At 52.0% G+C, this 14797-nt stretch carries 13 protein-coding genes and 1 tRNA gene; 6 read left to right on the top strand and 8 right to left on the bottom strand.

What is annotated here, in order from left to right; all coding sequences use genetic code 11:
• The 5 genes from RWJ96_RS05365 to RWJ96_RS05345 all read left to right on the top strand — a co-directional run.
• Positions 1-964, top strand: a 964-nt coding sequence (locus RWJ96_RS05365; protein WP_314019344.1) for an FprA family A-type flavoprotein, incomplete at its 5' end; no start/stop codon positions are given.
• 699 nt (positions 965-1663) lie between these two features.
• On the top strand, positions 1664-3007 hold the full coding sequence (locus RWJ96_RS05360; RefSeq protein WP_314019345.1) for a hemolysin family protein: 1344 nt from the start codon (positions 1664-1666) through the stop codon (positions 3005-3007).
• 46 nt (positions 3008-3053) lie between these two features.
• Positions 3054-3947 carry a cyanophycin synthetase family protein gene (locus RWJ96_RS05355; protein ID WP_314019343.1) on the top strand — a complete coding sequence of 298 codons (894 nt, stop codon included), beginning with the start codon at positions 3054-3056 and terminating at the stop codon, positions 3945-3947.
• A 57-nt stretch (positions 3948-4004) separates the two neighbouring features.
• Positions 4005-4466, top strand: a complete 462-nt coding sequence (locus RWJ96_RS05350) for a YtxH domain-containing protein (RefSeq protein WP_035437301.1) — start codon at positions 4005-4007, stop codon at positions 4464-4466.
• Positions 4467-4531: 65 nt separating this feature from the next.
• Complete coding sequence (locus RWJ96_RS05345) at positions 4532-5521, top strand: hypothetical protein (protein WP_314019342.1); 990 nt, start codon at positions 4532-4534, stop codon at positions 5519-5521.
• An 83-nt stretch (positions 5522-5604) separates the two neighbouring features.
• On the opposite strand, the gene RWJ96_RS05340 is transcribed toward RWJ96_RS05345, so the two are convergent.
• From RWJ96_RS05340 to RWJ96_RS05325, 4 genes are all read right to left on the bottom strand, one after another.
• Positions 5605-6801 (bottom strand): Nramp family divalent metal transporter, encoded by a 1197-nt coding sequence (locus RWJ96_RS05340; protein WP_051485275.1) that lies wholly within the window; start codon positions 6799-6801, stop codon positions 5605-5607.
• A 186-nt stretch (positions 6802-6987) separates the two neighbouring features.
• On the bottom strand, positions 6988-8874 hold the full coding sequence (locus RWJ96_RS05335; RefSeq protein WP_314019340.1) for a magnesium transporter MgtE N-terminal domain-containing protein: 1887 nt from the start codon (positions 8872-8874) through the stop codon (positions 6988-6990).
• Between the two features lie 450 nt (positions 8875-9324).
• Positions 9325-9867 carry a LemA family protein gene (locus RWJ96_RS05330; RefSeq protein ID WP_035432988.1) on the bottom strand — a complete coding sequence of 181 codons (543 nt, stop codon included), beginning with the start codon at positions 9865-9867 and terminating at the stop codon, positions 9325-9327.
• 267 nt (positions 9868-10134) lie between these two features.
• A tRNA-Ser gene (locus RWJ96_RS05325) sits at positions 10135-10225 on the bottom strand.
• A gap of 223 nt (positions 10226-10448) precedes the next feature.
• Here RWJ96_RS05325 and tadA point away from each other — a divergent pair.
• Positions 10449-10955, top strand: a complete 507-nt coding sequence (gene tadA / locus RWJ96_RS05320; protein WP_314019339.1) for a tRNA adenosine(34) deaminase TadA — start codon at positions 10449-10451, stop codon at positions 10953-10955.
• Between the two features lie 14 nt (positions 10956-10969).
• Here the strand turns inward: tadA and RWJ96_RS05315 are convergent, their stop codons facing one another.
• From RWJ96_RS05315 to RWJ96_RS05300, 4 genes are all read right to left on the bottom strand, one after another.
• On the bottom strand, positions 10970-11464 hold the full coding sequence (locus tag RWJ96_RS05315) for a hypothetical protein (RefSeq protein WP_314019338.1): 495 nt from the start codon (positions 11462-11464) through the stop codon (positions 10970-10972).
• 120 nt (positions 11465-11584) lie between these two features.
• Positions 11585-12904, bottom strand: coding sequence for a class I SAM-dependent rRNA methyltransferase (locus tag RWJ96_RS05310; protein ID WP_314019337.1), 1320 nt, complete (start codon positions 12902-12904; stop codon positions 11585-11587).
• Between the two features lie 73 nt (positions 12905-12977).
• Positions 12978-13358 carry a DUF1304 domain-containing protein gene (locus tag RWJ96_RS05305; RefSeq protein WP_314019336.1) on the bottom strand — a complete coding sequence of 127 codons (381 nt, stop codon included), beginning with the start codon at positions 13356-13358 and terminating at the stop codon, positions 12978-12980.
• Between the two features lie 44 nt (positions 13359-13402).
• Positions 13403-14752, bottom strand: coding sequence for a DEAD/DEAH box helicase (locus tag RWJ96_RS05300; protein ID WP_314019334.1), 1350 nt, complete (start codon positions 14750-14752; stop codon positions 13403-13405).
• Positions 14753-14797: the final 45 nt, after the last annotated feature.

The raw sequence follows: 14797 nt of genomic DNA, 5'->3' as shown, positions 1-14797 counted from the left end.
CGAGATGGACCACTCCGGCAGCGTTCCTCGCATTCTGGAGCTTGCGCCAAACGCCGAGGTCTACGCAAGCGCGCCTCAGGGCGTCAAGGAGCTTAAGGCTTTTTATGGCGAGAATATCAACGTCAACGGCGTAAAGACGGGCGATACGCTCAACATTGGTAAGCGCACCCTGACCTTTGTGCAGACCCCAATGGTCCACTGGCCAGACAACATGGTCACGTATTCCGACTACGATAAGATTCTCTTCTCCAACGATGCATTTGGTCAGCACTACGCTTCAACCACTCGCTTTGAAGACGAGTCCGACTACTGCGAGGTTATGAAGCAGGCTCGCAAGTACTACGCAAACATCGTTCTCCCTTACGGTCGTCAGGCTGACTCTGCTGTTACCGCAGTTAAGGGCATTGGTCTGGAGAACATCGATATTATCGCCCCAGCTCACGGCGTTGCATGGCGCTCCCACATTGCCGACATCATCTCCAAGTACGAGGAGTGGACTACCGGCAAGCTTGAGGAGAAAGCCCTGGTTGTGTACGACTCCATGTGGGGCTCAACCGACAAGATGGCTCACGCTCTTCTGGACGGTTTTCTGGCTGAAGGCATTCCTGCCCAGCTCATCGACCTCAAGGAGACTCATATCTCCAACGTCATGTATCACTTCTTGGATTCCAAGTATGTCTGCGTTGGTTCGCCTACGCTGAACTCTAAGTTCCTGCCTACCGTTTCTTCCTTCCTGACCTATATGAGCGGTCTTTCTCCAAAGAATGACCACCGTATTGGCTTTGCGTTTGGTTCTTACGGTTGGGCTCCACTTGGACCAAAGATGGTTCAGGCCGAGCTTGAGGCAGCAGAGTTCACCATGCCACTGCCTGTTCACGCTATCGGTTGGCTTCCTTCCGACGAGGACCTGGACGCCGTTCGTGCGCAGGTCAAGGACCTGATCGAGGCTGGCAAGCAGCTCTAATCTAGCGGTATATTGAGCAAGACCCCCACATTCAGCATGAATGTGGGGGTCTTTTGCTGTAGAGGGGGAGTTAAGCGGGTAAGAATGATGCAAATGACCCCGAAGTGACCCCGGAATGACCTCGAAGTGGTAAAAAATCCGTTTAGTTGGAAAATACAAGTTTCTGTATATAGCGTTTGCCCAGATAAAAGTTTTTAAGGCGGTAAAAAATCGTCTAAGTTGGAGATAAATTGGTTAATTTTAAGTTTTCATTTCCAACTAAACGGGTTTTTTACCTTTTTCGGCACATAATTTTAGGCGTGAAAGTTACGTATTCATGGCAATGAATTAATCGAGCAAGTTATTCAAAATTCTGCATCAAATATTGAGAACTGCTTGTTAGTCAGAATTAACGCAGAAAAATAGAGAAGCATGACATTAAAATTGCGGTTTGAACCGCAGAAAAGCGATTCGCGTCGCGGGAAAAGCGTGCTGCTCGTATAGTTGGCGTCATCACGCTGCGTTTCCGTCATCCGCGCCGTGTAACTCGTGCTTAGTTGACGCCATCATCTCGCGGAGACGTCCGCGCCATCGCGTCTCGCGCCTGACGTTTCATGGCGAGACTGTGTCAAATTCCTGCAGACCACAAGGTAGAGCGCGTTAGAGTACAATGGTCTGTACAAAAAAGTAACTTCGAAGAGGTAGGTGCCCATACATTCGATGGACATTGCGTTAAGTATTGGAATAACTCTGCTGCTTACCCTGGTAAACGGCTTCTTTTCTGCGGCTGAGATGGCTATTGTCAGCTCTCGTCGCGCGGCACTTGAGGCGGACGTAGACGAGGGCGATCCAAGAGCCTTGGCTGTCATTGACATTGCCACTGATCGAGGATATTTTCTTGCAACAATCCAGGTTGCAATTACCCTGGTAGGTTTTGCTTCCTCGGCATTTGCTGCGACAAGCCTTTCCGAGCCATTCGGCGCTTGGCTGGTCAGTATCGGAGTCCACGCTGACCTGGCGCTTCCTTTGGCCGTCGTGGCTATTACGCTGATTGTTTCGTTCTTTTCCGTGGTCATCGGCGAACTGGTTCCAAAGAGCATTGGCCTAGCAAACTCCGAGGCAGTGGCCAAAGCAGTCGTCGGCCCTATGAAGGCGTTCATGCAGATTGTGCGTCCGCTCGTGTTCATCACGTCTGCCTCGGCAGATGCGGTTACCACGCTGATAGGCATTGACACCACCAACGATCATCAAGAGGTCACCGAGGAAGAACTTCGCTACATCGTCAAGGATTCCGAGGACCTCTCTGAAGAAGAAAAATCCATGATCCACGAGGTCATCGAGATGGGCGACACCGTTGTCCGCGAGGTAATGGTCCCGCGCGTTGACATGACCGCCATGGAAGACACCGCAACTATCGCCGAGGTCCTGCGCGTCATGCGCCAAACAGGTTTCTCCCGCATCCCTATCTACCACGAGAATATCGATCGCATCGTGGGCATCGCTCACATCAAAGATTTGCTGGAGCCGGCGCTTGACCAGCACGATAGTGACGAGAAGATCGCGCGCTTCGTACGTTCTGCTGACTACGTGCCCGATACCAAAGACATCATTCCGCTGCTTACTGAGATGCAGACAAGCCGCGACCAGATGGTCATCGTTGTTGACGAGTACGGTGGAACCGCTGGTGTCATCACCGTTGAGGACATCGTCGAGGAGATTGTTGGCGAGATTGAGGATGAGTTTGATCCGGACAACAAGTACCTGACGCAGCTCTCTGATAGAGAGTGGCTGGTAGATGGTCGTTTCTCGCTCAATGATGCAGCTGAACTTGGATGGCCGGTTGGGGAATCTGAGGAGTACGAGACTATCGCGGGCTTTGTGCTGGATTTGGCAAATCATCTGCCTCGTCCAGGTGAGGTTTTTGAGAAGGATGGCTATGTGTTTCGCGTGCAGTCGATGCGTCGTCGCCGACTATCTTTGTTGCGTGTAATTGCACCAGAACCACAGGTAGACGGTGAATCTGAGCCAGCCAGCGAAAACTCTGACACATCAGAAAATGAATAACTAAAAGAATGATTACAATAGAGTGAACCAATAGAAAGAGGTTGAAATGGCGCAGTTGATTTCTATCAAAAAAGTTGTGGTAGGACCTAAAAACTTGACCGCTACCGTTGAGTTTTCGGCTAAAGCGCCACGTTTGACCTCGGAAAATGCTGAGGCAACTGAGCGCGTGCTTGAGCTTTTGCCAGGTCTTTCCGATCACCTGTGCTTGGGCGACGCTGATGCTCGCTTTGGACTTGTTGCCAACGACACCGAGGTAGCGCACCTGCTTGAGCACGTAACCGTGGAGCTCCTGGCCCTGACCAACCTTGCAGGAGACGTTTCGTCCGGCAAGACTTCCCTGGTAGATTCCCGTCGCGGCCTTTACGAGATCATCCTCGCATGTCCAGACGACGTGCTGGTTGCAGCCTCGCTTTCCAGTGCCGTGTGGCTTCTCAACTGGGCATATGGTAACCAGGACGAGGCCGATCCAGACATCAACGCAATCGTTTCCGGCCTTGTTGCGCTCATCCAGAGCCTTGACGGCGAGAAGACCGATGAGCCTGCAGACTCTGCAGAACCTGAGGCGGACGCTGCGCCCCAGGCAGAGAGCGTAGACGCAGAGGATTACGCTGCCGACAACTCCTCCGAGGACGTTGCTGATGCAGCTGCTGCTGATGCAGTTGAGGCCGAGGTTGCAGACGCTGAGGAGAACAACGCCGAGGTCGCAGGCATCGACGCTGCTGACGCAGCCGACGAGGACGCCGTCGCGCCCGCTGCTGACGCCGATCCCGCCGCTGCCGAGCCCGCCACTGAGCCCGCTGCCGACGTCGCCGACGAGGCCATCGCAACTGAGCTTGCCGAGGCAACAGCCGCCGAGGACGCAACCGATGACTCTGAGGTCACTGACGTCCCAGACGACTGGAACATGATTAACGTTCCTCGTCCAAAGCCCGTTCGATAAACGCCCTTATTGCGGTATGATTACGTACAGCGTTTTGCTGTTTAACAGGAGGTACTTATGAGCAAGAAGTCTGCTGGTTTCTTTCTAGGCGCTATTTTTGGTGCTGCTGCTGGCGCTGTAGCTGGTCTTTTCCTGGCTCCACGTTCCGGCGAGGAGACTCGCGCTTTGGCTGCAGATGCTGTCAATGACGCATGGGATTCCGCACTTGATTCTTATGAGCGCACATCTAAGGTTGTGAGCACTAAGATTGACGAGGTCAAGCCTACTGTTGACGCAAAGACCGACGAGCTCCGCGCAAAGGTTGATCTTGCTCGCGAGCGCATGGATCAGCTCCGTGAGTCACTTTCTGACGCTGTGACCTCTGCTTCTAACACTGTCGCAGACGCTGCTGATGTTGTTGCAGACTCCTTTGTTGTTCCAGAGCCAACCGCCACAACCGCTGAGGCTCAGGCTGTTCGCATCGAGAACGTTGAGTCCCACGAGCAGGAGAACGCTGGCGAGGGCTATCAGGAGGCATAAGCCTCACTTACAAGCAATGTGACGGGACGCCTTATGACGTCCCGTTTTTTATAGAGAGGTTTCACGTGAAAACAACCGAGCTCCTAGGCGCAAAGGTCCTTCTCCCCAAAAAGCCTGCTACAAAGGGCAAGCATGCGGGAGAAGAGCGTTTTTCCAAGTTAGGAAGAATCCACAACGTCGTTTTTACGCCATTCAAACAGGGCCAGCCTTCGCAGGTAGTGGGCGTGATGGTTCAGAAGCCCGACATTGCTGGCATGATTAAGCAGGATGACGCGTTTGTCACGCTGGAGTCTCTGGAGACCATCGAGCAGGGGCTTTGCGTAAAAGATCCCGAGAATAACGTCGATAAAGCAGCAATCAAGCGCTTGAACTTGGATTTTGATACCTGCATTCTATGGCACGGTATGGAGGCTCGCACTAAGAGTGGAAAAAGTCTGGGCTACGTGAGCGGTGCAGAGTTTGACCAGGTCACTGGTGTGGTCTTGGCATTTCTTGTGGGTGACGGCGCCGGATCGGAAGCTCTGGTAGGTTCGTTTGCCATCAAGCCTGAGTGGTTGCTGGGCTACTCCAACGGCGCAATGGTCCTCTCCGATGAAGCGGCAGATGCCCAGCTCACTGGTGGCCTGGCTGCAAAGGCGGGCGAGGGTTACGCGGCAGCCGCTGCTAAGGCTTCTGAGGCTACAGCTAAAGCCGGAAAGGCCGTTGCAGAGGCCACCGAGAAGGGCGCGTTTGCCCTGGGTAAGACGCTGGCCAAGGCAAAGCGTGCCATCGAAGATGCTACCGAGCCTGACGCAGAAGACGATTCCGAGCGCCCAGCTCCCGTTGCTGCAGAGGATGTTCGTCTCGAGAAGCCATCTGCGGAGGAGCAGGTCGCCGCTGCAGAAAAGGCCGCTTCGGACAAAGCCGCTGACAAGAGCACAGCTGCTAAGCCTGCAAGCAAATCATCTACGCAGGCCACCGCTAACAAGGCAGCTAAGGGTTTTGGTATGCAACTTGGCCGCATGGGCAAGATGTTCTCTGACTTCAAGGACGAGTTTGACAAGGCAAGCAAGTAATAAGCCGCAGATAAACACATAAAACAAAGGGCGAGAAGATCGATCTTCTCGCCCTTTTTGTGTTGCAGTTGCGTGATGTTTGCTTACAAGCCCATGGCCTGCAGGATGAACATCACAATGGTCAGGATGATGACGGTGACGATGGTAAACCAAGTCAGCGCGTTCCAGATGCGACCGTTGGCGTACTTGCCCATGATGTGTTTGTCGGCCGCAATGATAACCATAAAGACAAGCAGAATTGGCAGCAGAATACCATTGATGACCTGTGCGGCCATCATAATGCCAAAGAGGCTCATGCCTGGGATCAGAACAACCAGCGCAGAAATGACCAGGACGGTTGTAATAATGCCATGGTAGACGGGGGCTTCCTGCCAGCTACGGTCGGCTCCGCGCTCCCAGCCAAATGCCTCGCAGATAGCGCTTGCGGTAATGCCTGGCAGGACGCACGCTGCAAGGAAGGACGCGCCAACCATGCCCAGTGCAAAGAGGGTACTAGCGTACTGACCTGCAAGTGGCTCAAGCGCGCGAGCAGCGTCGGCAGCAGAGTCAACAGAGATTCCGCGAGGGAAGAGGACAGCGCCGGTGGTCAGCATAATGAACCAGGTAATGACCTCGGCCAGGATTGCGCCGGCAACATTGTCTGCACGCTGTGCAGGAATGTCGCTGGTATCAAGGTTCTTCTCGACAACATTTGATGCAACCAGGAAGATCATGTACGGACTGATGGTAGTACCAATATTTGCAACCAACAGAGAAATGTATGACGGTTCGGCGGAGGGCTGTGGAATGATGGTGACGCGCAGGGCTTCTCCCCAGTCAGGCTGAGCAAGCACGCCAGCTACCACGTACGTGACAAAAATACAGCTAATTGCCAGCAGAATTTTCTCGATGCGACGGTATGATCCGCCAACGGTCAAGAGCCACACCATTAGCGCGCTGATAGGCACCGAGACGTACGTAGGGATGCCAAAGAGCTCCATACTAGAGGCAATACCTGCGAATTCGGAAAAGGTAACAGCAATATTGGAGAGCAGCAGTGCGCCCATTGCCAGCGTGGACAGGCGGATGCCAAAGCGCTCGCGCACCAGTGATGCAATACCTTTACCGGTGACGCAGCCCATTCGAGCTGCGGTTTCTTGAACCACAATCAGCAAGAAGCACATGAGTGGTACGGTCCACAGCTGCGAGTAGCCAAAGGTAGCGCCCGCGCTGGAGTAGGTTGCAATGCCACCAGCGTCGTTACCAGCAAATGCGGCGAGAAGACCGGGACCCATTGCCATCAAGATGTACTTGAGGCTGTTTTTGTTGACCGGAGCCTTCTCTTTAGATGTGCGTTTGCCCTGCTCGACAACGATTCCGTCGCCCGCAGAAAGCTGGCCGACGGCGTCCTGGCCATCAGCGTCCTGCTCTACAACCACGCCCTGCTCTGCAACCGCGTCCTTTACGTGTGCGTTTTCCTGCGCCATTTACATCACGCTCACAAGCGAGAGAGCGTAAGAGAGGACGAAGAATGTCACCACCGAAAGGCTCATAGAAATCAGGGTAAGCGTGAGACCTGAGGTTTCCTGGTTTTTCTCGTCACGATGGCGAAGAACAGCCAAGAAAATTGGGGTCAGCAGGAAGGAAATAAGGGTAGAGCCAGCTGCTGCGCCAAAGATCTGAATAATGGTCTGGTCAAAGAGCGCGGCGTAGAATGCGCCTGCATTTGGGTCGTAGGGGTGGAATAGAGCTTCTAGCAGGGCGTGAGCTGCGGCACCAAGGATGCAAATGAGTCCGCTGACCAGAAGACCCAGTAGAAGCGAGCGGAAGGCAAAGCCTAAGATAGAAGGAGACTTCTCGCTGCCAGGATCGTCTGTGAGGAAGAAGTTTGTCACGTAGTTGACGGTATTCTCGCTTAAGTTCAGCGAGATTGGCATGGTAATAGTGCAAAGAGCTGCGAAAATACCCATGGTTGGATTAGATGTTGCAGCTGTTCCCACAAAGGCAGCAATCACAACGGAGGCAACCCAGAACAAAAGCCAGAGGTTGCGGTGGAGGAACCAAATAATGTTGCGGCCGCGGTCGCCAGAATCGGAATCGCTCCTGCCGCCACCAACGATCTGCAGGTCCTCGGCGTGCTCCTCTTCAAGAACGTCAAGAGCGTCGTCGACGGTGACAATACCCAGCAGGCGGTTGTCGTCAGAAACAACAGGCATGGCCAGCAGGTTGTACTTTGCAATGTTGCGAGCAACGTCCTCCTGGTCGTCCTCCGGCGAGGCTGTGACCAGGTTCTTATTGGCAATCTCCTCCAGACGAGTTTCTGGCTCGGAGACAATCAGGCGGTTCAAGGTAACAATTCCGGACAGGCGGCCATCCTCGTCAGTAAGGTAAAGGTAGCGGACGGTCTCAAAGTCCTCGTCCAGGTTACGCAGGCGATCAATGGCGTACGCAACGGTCTGGTCCTCAGGAATAGAAAGCGCCTCAGACGTCATAATACGGCCGGCGGTGTACTCACGGTATCCCAGTAGCTGCCTAATAGCGCGCTGCTCCTTAACGCCCATCAAGCGCAGGAGTTTCTCGGCACGGTCATAGCTCAGCTCGGAGACAAGCTCGGCTGCGTCGTCTGGGTCCATCTCGGACAAGATGCGAGATGCTTCTTTTTCGTTCAGGCCACCGATGAGCTCAACCGCCATAGCGTCGTCGTTGAACTCTGCCATTGCGCCGGCTCGCTGCTCGTCATCAAGCTGGGCAAACACCTGGCTACGCAAGCGAGAGTCCAGGCGCTCGATGATGTCAGCGACGTCAGCAGGGTGCAGCTCGTCCAGCGTCTTGTGGGAGACGGAGAGCTTAACGTTGGAGAGGTCACGCTCGACCAGGTCCATGTAACTCCATGCAATGATGCGCTCTTGCATGGGGTGACCCATAGCGCGCGCAATGCGGGTAACCAGGTGCTCTAGCTGGGGAGAAAGGCTGCGCAGCAGACCGCGTGCGCCAACCTCTGCGCCTAGAAGGCGAAGCTGCGTTGAGCTGGTATCGGAAAGTTTGAGGTCGTTTACGCGGACAACGCGAATGCCGCGCGTATCAACAATCTGCTTATTCAGAATATCTCGGGCGAGAAGAACCTCGTTAGGCTGCAGGTACGAGAAGCGAATCTCAGTTGAAGGTACCTTGAGCCTGATGACGTCCTCATCGTAGGTATCAACATACTTGCGCCAAGAAATCATCATTGGCGTGCGGCCAGGGCCCATAAAAGCAAGGGAAGTGATGCGAGGAAAAACTTCTCCGGTGGCAATTCCAAGGTCAGAGACAGAACCGATCTTCTCGCCTTCTGAATCTAGAACCGGATTACCCATTAACTGGGAAAGATAAATCATGTGTGCTCCTTACATGCGTCCGAAGACTAAAGCGTGGCTTTGGCGAGAAACTCCGCGTAATTGCCACGGGGACTGCATTGCGATTTCACCCCTCACGGTGCAAATCGGCACACCGCAAGAGGTCAGCGACTGTGAGGTCGAGGTTTCATGCTGACCTTTCTCTTCATCCAATAGAACGTGAATTGTGCTTGCGAGGACAATTCACAGATGTAACTATTTTAACGATTTTCTCGCGAGGCTGTAAAGACTCTTCACATAATCTAGCTGCTCGGATTTACCTGCAGTCGAGGTGCGACCGTCGTGCGGTCAACGCACGGCCAGCGCACGGCTAGCGTGCGGCCAGCGCATGACCAGCCCGATCCGCAAAGCTTCACGGCGCACAAAAAAGCCCGGTACCTGCGGAACGCAGATACCGGGCTGTACTGGTACAAAGGATAAACGAAACAGCTCTTAGAACTGTACGTTTGGTGCCTGACGAGCGGACTCGTCGGTAACCTGGAAGCTTGTACGTGGGGAACGTCCACCAGCAAGAAGGTTGTTTGGGAAAACAGCGATGATGTTGTTGTAGTTCATGACAACATCGTTGTAGCTCAAGCGAGCGTAGCTGAGGCGGTTCTCGGTGTCAGTAAGCTCTGCCTGGAGCTCCAGGAAGTTCTGGTTTGCCTTGAGCTCTGGGTAGTTCTCAACAACAGCAAACAGGTTGGTCAGAGCATTGGAAAGAGTGCCGGAAGCCTGCATCTTCTCTTCAGGAGTGCGTGCATTTGCGACTGCAGCGCGAGCAGAAGTAACTGCCTCAAAAGTCTTAGACTCGTGAGCTGCGTAACCCTTAACGGTGTTGACCAGGTTAGGGATCAGATCGTTACGACGCTGAAGCTGCGTATCGATAGCTGCCCAAGCGTTATCGCACCTGTTGCTTGCGCGAATGATGCTGTTGTGAATGCTAATGGCCCAGAAAACCAGAAGGACAATAACTACAACTGCGGCAATAATCATGCTAAATCCTTTCAATCACTGACAATCCTGTGTCAGCCATCCATTTGGACAGGTTAATTATACCCAAAAGTAAAAATCTAAGGCGTTTTTAATTAAAGCTTTTAACTTGCTAACGAGTCTTTTGGTAAATGGAATGCTCGCCCACACACTGGCGAGAAGAACGTTGAGCTAGAAATGACGTGAGATGGAATGGAAGTTCTGGAAAAAACGCCGTAGCAAAACTAAAAATACATGAAAACAAAACGTGGAGTTGAAGGCCGCCAAAAATGGCGGAGAGGGAGGGATTCGAACCCTCGGAACGGGGACACCGCTCAACGGTTTTCAAGACCGCCGCATTCAACCACTCTGCCACCTCTCCAAAGCGGTAATATCCTACCTCATAATTCAGTTTTTTGCGAGTAGGGGATTTGGTAAGTTCGGTTTTGCTTCATAATTGAGCGAAGACAAATAAGCGTCAGGTTCGGGACAGAATCGCGTCAGGTTTGGGACAGATTCGCGTCAAAACTGCGGCAGATTTGCGACAGAACCGAGACAGAACTGCGACAGATTAGCAGCAGCAATCGGACAAGTGAGGAGCAGCTATGAGTGACGAAGCACAAGAGCCTTTGACCCCACAAGCTGCTCTTGATCAGAAGAATATGAAACTCGCTCTTGAGCAGGCAGAGCTTGCAGCACAGATAGGAGAAGTGCCTATCGGAGCAGTTGTAGTGTGCGAGGGAGAGGTTATTGCCGTTGCACATAATCGTCGTGAGATTGATAACGATCCTTCTGCGCACGCTGAGTTTCTCGCCATGCAAGAGGCCTCAAAAAAGCTTGGCCGCTGGAGGCTTTCGGGTTGTACGGTCTACGTAACGCTGGAACCATGCTTGATGTGTGCAGGATTGATGGTCAATGCTCGTATTGATCGCTGCGTGTTTGGCGCGTTTGACCCAAAGGGGGGTGCAACGGGTACGTTGTTTGACGTGAGTAGTGACCCAAGACTTAATCACGAGTTTGCTGTCTCAGGCGGAGTATTAGCAGACGAGGCATCTGCACAGCTCAAAGCGTTCTTTAAAGAGCGTCGCAAAACCAAAAGTTTGGAAAATTGAGAAGTTTAGAGGAATTATTTAAAAGAAATCTTGATTCCGCTAGCAGCTATCAGCAAAGCCCCAAGACCAATAAAAGCCACTACAAGAATGAGCTTTATAGCCATTGAGATGCTGAATACAAGAGATAAAGACGCGCTTACTAACAGGAATAATGCAAATACAGAGATTGCGATTAAGATTAATTTGTCATTATCGTCAGCTGCCTGGGACTGAGATGCGTGTCCTTGGATATTTTGAATAGCTACATTTTTATCAAAGACGATAGAGAGCGTAATAAAAGAATTTATAAGCACGAGAACAGCATAGAGATACCAATAGTTGTAAGAGACAAGAAAATAGAGGAAACACCCAGATAATACAGTCCTGAAGGACGAGATTTTACCTGTTCTATAAAATGTATGAAGTCCGGTAAAGCCACCAATAAAAGCTAATAGCCCGTAGGTTAATCGGGGTTGGTATTTGCTTGAGGTTACTTGTTCAGATGAATCACTGACATCCGTCTCAGCCATAAGAGCCTCCAAAGTATGCCGTAAACACTCTTATAAATTCATAAAATATTTTATAAGAGTATTATATCACAATATGTAATAAATTTCATAAAGTGTTCTTTGGAGAATGGAATTGTAGTTTTAGATCACCTGGAAAATAAAGAAATCAAGGTAATGGCTCTCGGGAACACCCCAAAGAATTGGGTGGTCAGGAGCTTGCTGGCGCTCTTCAATTTGCTTGAGCTGTACGTTGGTGTGGTGAGCTGCCTCGGCAATTGCCTGAGCGAGAAGATCTCTGGTCATGAAGTGAGAGCAGGAACAGGTTGCCAGGTAGCCGCCTCGAGGTAGCAGCTTCATGGCTGCAGCGTTGATTTCCTTATAGCCGCGCATGGCGCTGCGAACCTTGTCGCGCGTCTTGGTAAATGCAGGCGGATCCAGAATGATGAGATCAAACGGACCTCCCTCTGCCTTGAGCTGACCTCGGTCACCAGCCAGTTCTGGCAGGTATTCAAGGACGTTTGCACAGGTAAAGTCCATGTTGTCTGCCAAGCCGTTGAGCTCCGCATTTTGGCGAGCAAGGTCAATGGCTGTTTGGCTGACGTCTACGCAGCGGACAAAATCTGCCCCTCCTGCTGCAGCGTTAAGGCCAAACGGACCAACGTGACAGAAGCAATCCATTACACGACGGCCTTGTGCAAGCTGGCGAACTGCTCGGCGGTTATATTTTTGATCTAAGAAAAAGCCGGTTTTCTGGCTGTTTTCAAGGTCAAGATTGAATTTAAGTCCGTTTTCAGTTGCAAGAACATGGGTTGAAGGCAGAGTAAGGGAGCTTTCTGCAAGTAAGCCATTCTCGTCAGGAGAAGCACCTGTCCACCAGCCCTTATATTGTGGAAGCCCTTCTTTAAGGCGCGAAGGAGAGTCATTTCTTTCGTAGATGCCATCAATGACCTGGCCATCTGTAGACAAAACCTCAAGCAGCAGCGGATAGATAACGTTGCGCAGACGCTCCATGCCTACGGTTCCTACCTGCGCAACAAGCACGTTCTCGTAGCGGTCAACGATTAAGCCAGGAAAGCCATCAGCCTCAGAGAAGATGACACGGCAACAATTGGTATCGGGCTCAGTCCCAGGTAGAGCGCGGTTTCCCATAGTGGTCTTACGGTGCTCCCACGCCCAGCTAATCTTACGACTCCAAAACGCTTCGTTAAGCCTATCGTTGGCGTTTCTTGTCACAATTCTGACGCGAATCTTGCTCATTTCTGACAGAAGACCGGTTCCCTGGTAGGTGCCGTTCTCTTCAAAGACATCAACAATGCAACCATTTTGAGCACTCTCGCCACTTTCTGGAGATGGCTCTACACGGATGACCTCGCCCTCAAAGACCCAAGGATGTCCGCCCGCAAGCGCACGAGCTGCTTTCTTGGTGACAATAACCTGTGGATATGGGCGGAGTTGCTTCATGATGGTCCTTCTCGCGAGAAGTGCTTACAAAAGGCCGGGTGCTTGTATGTGCCCAGCGTCGATGTTCAAAAAGTTACAGAATCAAATTGCAGAGAGCCATAATGGGGAATATTGCCTGCTTAATGGCTGCAGAGCGTTTGTCGGGAGAAGTTACAAAGAGAAGAATTGCAGCAAATGCCATTGAACATACAGCAAAGATAACAAGCGCTTTACCTGCTGGATTTCTGGTGGCCATCAAGAAGACGCCAACGAATACCTCAATGGCAAGAAAGAGATTGTAAAATCCCTGGTTAAAAGCCATCTTCTCAGTGTTCTCTGCCTCTTCTTTTGTCATGTTAAAGGCCTTGAGCGCACCGTCAGAAGTCCAGGCAAATGACTCTAGATAAAAAATGACCACGTGTAAAACTGCAGCTTCAAGAGCAAAAATTATACCAACGTTACTAAAAGGACCCATGTTTTATTCCTTTACTGTATTAGCTGACTGCATCTGATTATAGATTACGTGTGTCGGCCATATCTGCCGCCAAAACCAAATCCCTTACCCCTTGACCTTGAACCCGAGAACATCGAGCGCGTGGTCTTGGAGGTAGAGCGGGAGTCTTGAAGCATAATGCGACCCGAGTCATAAGAAAAGCCAGGTAAATCCCATGAAGGAATGAGCGCTTTTGTGAAATACTCAATTTCTCTGAGTGGCGTGACCTCATCTGGTCCCATAAAAGTGAACGCCTGACCTGCGGCTCCTGCACGGCCTGTTCGGCCAATGCGGTGAACATAATCCTCAGGATCAAGCGGCACGTCAAAGTTAATGACCGCATCAATGCCCTGGATATCAATGCCGCGACTCATAACATCGGTTGCAACAAGAACCTGAATGGCGCCGCTGCGGAATCGCTCCAGCGCTCTTGCACGAGCTTTTTGCGGACGGTCCGCATGCATAACGTCAACCTTGAGACCTGCGGCTTTAAGGTTTTTGTAAATACTGTCAACGCGTGACTTTGTCCTACAGAACACCAAAACGCGTTCTGGAGCAGGATCAAACGAGTTAATAAGTGCTTTCAGGAGCTGTGGTTTTTGTCCCTGGGTGACTGAACACAAATGTTGCTCGATTGTTGCTGCAGTTTGTCCAGTTCTTGCAATCTCAATGCGCTCAGGATCTTTGAGCAGCGCATCTATGGTTGAGGTAATTGACGCGGGGAGCGTTGCCGAGAAAAGCAGCGTTTGGTGCGCCTTGGGCAGCTGCTCCATAATGCGGTGAACGCTTGGCCAAAATCCCATGTCAAGCATGCGATCAGCCTCGTCGAGCACCAGTACCTGAATATTCTCCAGGCTTGTGTGCTTCTTGTCGAGAAGATCTATCAAGCGGCCAGGTGTTGCCACCAGTACATCGCAACCTTTTTGCAGCGCGGTTATCTGGTGCTTGTAGCGAGCGCCGCCAGTAACAATGACGGCCTGCTGACCGGTGGATGCGCAAACATTTTTAGCAACGTCGTCAATTTGAGCAGCCAGCTCTCGCGTTGGCGTGATGATGAGTGCACGGGGGTAGGCGTTGCGCTTGGCGTCGCCTCGCTTGGCGTTGTGCTTGGCGCCGCGCCCGGCGGTCGCGTTGGGCTCCTTGGCGTCGGGCTTCTCGGCCCCACCGGGTTGCTCGACAGCAATGCGCTGCAGCGTAGGCAACATAAACGCTGCAGTTTTACCCGTTCCCGTTTGCGCTGACGCAACAACGTCCTTGCCCGCTAGGACAGCGGGAATTGCCGCGGCCTGCACGGGAGTGGGCGCGTTAAACCCAAGTGTTGCTACGCCTGCCAGAATTTGCTCGTTTAGCCCGAGCTCGGCAAAAGTTATTTCCATACAAACAAGTATACTTATGTGCAACGATTAGCCAAAGGAAGTTAC

Source organism: Lancefieldella parvula (assembly GCF_963547875.1).
GTDB classification, from domain to species: Bacteria; Actinomycetota; Coriobacteriia; order Coriobacteriales; family Atopobiaceae; genus Lancefieldella; species Lancefieldella parvula_D.
The sequence above is the reverse complement of the archived record's forward strand: the minus strand, read 5'-3'. Positions and strand labels throughout refer to the sequence as shown.